The sequence below is a fragment of the Gordonia sp. HS-NH1 genome, from assembly GCF_001418765.1.
In the GTDB taxonomy this organism is placed as follows: domain Bacteria; phylum Actinomycetota; class Actinomycetes; order Mycobacteriales; family Mycobacteriaceae; genus Gordonia.
The window spans coordinates 255-2282 of record NZ_LIYC01000094.1; the positions used below are offsets into that span (position 1 = coordinate 255).

Sequence of the window (2028 nt, forward strand, 5' to 3'; positions counted from 1 at the left end):
CACCCCCCTCAGCGCCGGAGGAGAGACGCGGCCATTCACCCGTTCGCCCCACGAGCAGGGGCTAGCGTCGGGGGCATGCGGCCCTGGATGTGTGTCTTCTGCGCCAACGAGTTCCCTCCGGGCGAGACGCCGCCCGCGATATGTCCGATCTGCGACGACGACCGGCAATGGCTCCCCGTCAGCGGGCCGAGCTGGACCCCACTCGACGAGACCGCCGACAACGCTCTGACCGCCGACGATGTGGAACCCGGACTCACCGCGCTGTCGGTGCGGCCGTCCGTCGGGATCGGTCAGCGCGCCCTGCTCGTCACCGCCTCCGAGGGCAACATCCTCTGGGAGCCACCGGGATTCCTCGGGCCCTCGCTGGTGGACTGGCTCGACGCCCACGGCGGCGTCGCCGCCATCGCCGCGAGCCACCCCCACCTCGTCGGCGCGAGCGTCTCCCTCAGTCACCGATTCGGTCGGGTCCCGGTGTACTACAACGACTTCGACCGGAGGTGGGTGACCCGGCCCGACCCCGTCGTGCGCTTCTGGTCCGACTCTGTCGAGGTCCTCGGCGGGGTCCGGCTCGTCCGGTGCGGCGGCCACTTCCCCGGGAGCGCGGTGTTGCATGTGCCCGACGCCGCAGGCGGCCGGGGAGCGCTGCTGACCGGCGACACCATCAAGGGCGTGATGCAACCGGGCATGGTGACCTTCATGCGCAGCTACCCGAACATGATCCCGCTGTCACCGCGACTCGTGCGCGGGATCGCCGACCGCGTCGGCGAACTCCGGTTCGACCGCCTCTACGACGCGTTCGGTGTCGTCGTGGAGAAAGGTGCACGGGAGGTGGTCGAGACATCCGCCGCGCGCTACATCGGCTGGGTCACCGATGGCATCGTCGACCCCGACGATCCGCACGCGCCGGCCTGAGGCTCAACGGCCGGTTCAGGCGTCGGGGTACCCCGACGGATTGCCCGACTGCCACCGCCAGGTGTCTGCGCACATGTCGTCGATGGTCTTGGTGGCATGCCAGTTCAGGTCGGCGTTCGCACGGCTCGGATCGGCGTAGGAGGCGGCGATGTCGCCGGCGCGTCGCGGAGCCACCTCGTAGGGGATCGGCCGTCCGCTGGCCTCCTCGAAGGCGTGCACGACCTGCAAGACCGAAACGCCCTGGCCGGTACCGAGATTCCAGGTCGACATGCCGGTCTGGCCGTTGCTGATACGGTCGAGCGCCGCGACGTGCCCGGCGGCCAGGTCGTCGACATGGATGTAGTCGCGTACGCCCGTGCCGTCCGGGGTGTCGTAATCGTCGCCGAACACCGCCAGCTTCTCGCGCCGGCCGACCGCGACCTGCGCGACGAAGGGCATGAGGTTGTTGGGGATGCCCGACGGGTCCTCACCGATCTGTCCGCTCGGGTGTGCACCGACGGGATTGAAGTAGCGCAGCGCCGCGATGCGCCACACCTCCGAACTCGCGGCGACGTCGCGCAGGATCTGCTCGATCATCACCTTGGTCCAGCCGTACGGACTGGTCGCCGACGTGGGCAGATCCTCGGTCATCGGCAGCTCGGGCTCGGCGCCGTAGACCGTCGCCGACGACGAGAACACGAGTGTGTGCACGTCGTGGCGCTCCATCGCGCGGAGCAGCGCGAACGTCGTGCCGAGATTGTTCTGGTAGTAGTCGAGCGGCTTCGCCACGGATTCGCCGACCGCCTTGTAACCGGCGAAATGGATCACCGCGTCGATGTCCTCGTGGGCGAAGAAGTGTTCGGTCTTGTCGACGTCGGCGAGGTCGAAGGCGTGCACCGGGATGGAACGCCCGGTCAACGCCTCGAGCCGGCCGACGACAGTCGGCTTGGCATTGCTGAAATCGTCGACGATGACCACGTCGTGTCCGGCCGAGATCAATTGGATGACGGTGTGCGAGCCTATGTAGCCCGCGCCTCCGCTCACGAGTACGCGCATGACGACCACCGTAAGCGGCGACCCTGAGAACGGGCCAGGCGTGTCGTGTCAGCCGGTGACGCGTTCGGTGGTGGCGTACTT

2 protein-coding genes are annotated in these 2028 nt (G+C 68.4%); one reads left to right on the forward strand and one right to left on the reverse strand.

The window, feature by feature from the left end; genetic code table 11:
- Window positions 1–75: 75 nt before the first annotated feature.
- On the forward strand, window positions 76–912 hold the full coding sequence (locus AMD30_RS24160) for a hypothetical protein (RefSeq protein WP_055477356.1): 837 nt from the start codon (window positions 76–78) through the stop codon (window positions 910–912).
- A 15-nt stretch (window positions 913–927) separates the two neighbouring features.
- On the opposite strand, the gene galE is transcribed toward AMD30_RS24160, so the two are convergent.
- Window positions 928–1947: a UDP-glucose 4-epimerase GalE gene (galE, locus tag AMD30_RS24165; protein ID WP_010844951.1), complete on the reverse strand. Its 1020-nt coding sequence runs from the start codon at window positions 1945–1947 to the stop codon at window positions 928–930.
- Window positions 1948–2028 lie beyond the last annotated feature (81 nt).

What these genes read in the sequence shown, in the direction of transcription:
- AMD30_RS24160 (WP_055477356.1), top strand. Translation starts at nt 76, where the DNA reads ATGCGGCCCTGGATGTGTGTCTTCTGCGCCAACGAGTTCCCTCCGGGC.
- galE (WP_010844951.1), bottom strand. Translation starts at nt 1,947, where the DNA reads ATGCGCGTACTCGTGAGCGGAGGCGCGGGCTACATAGGCTCGCACACC.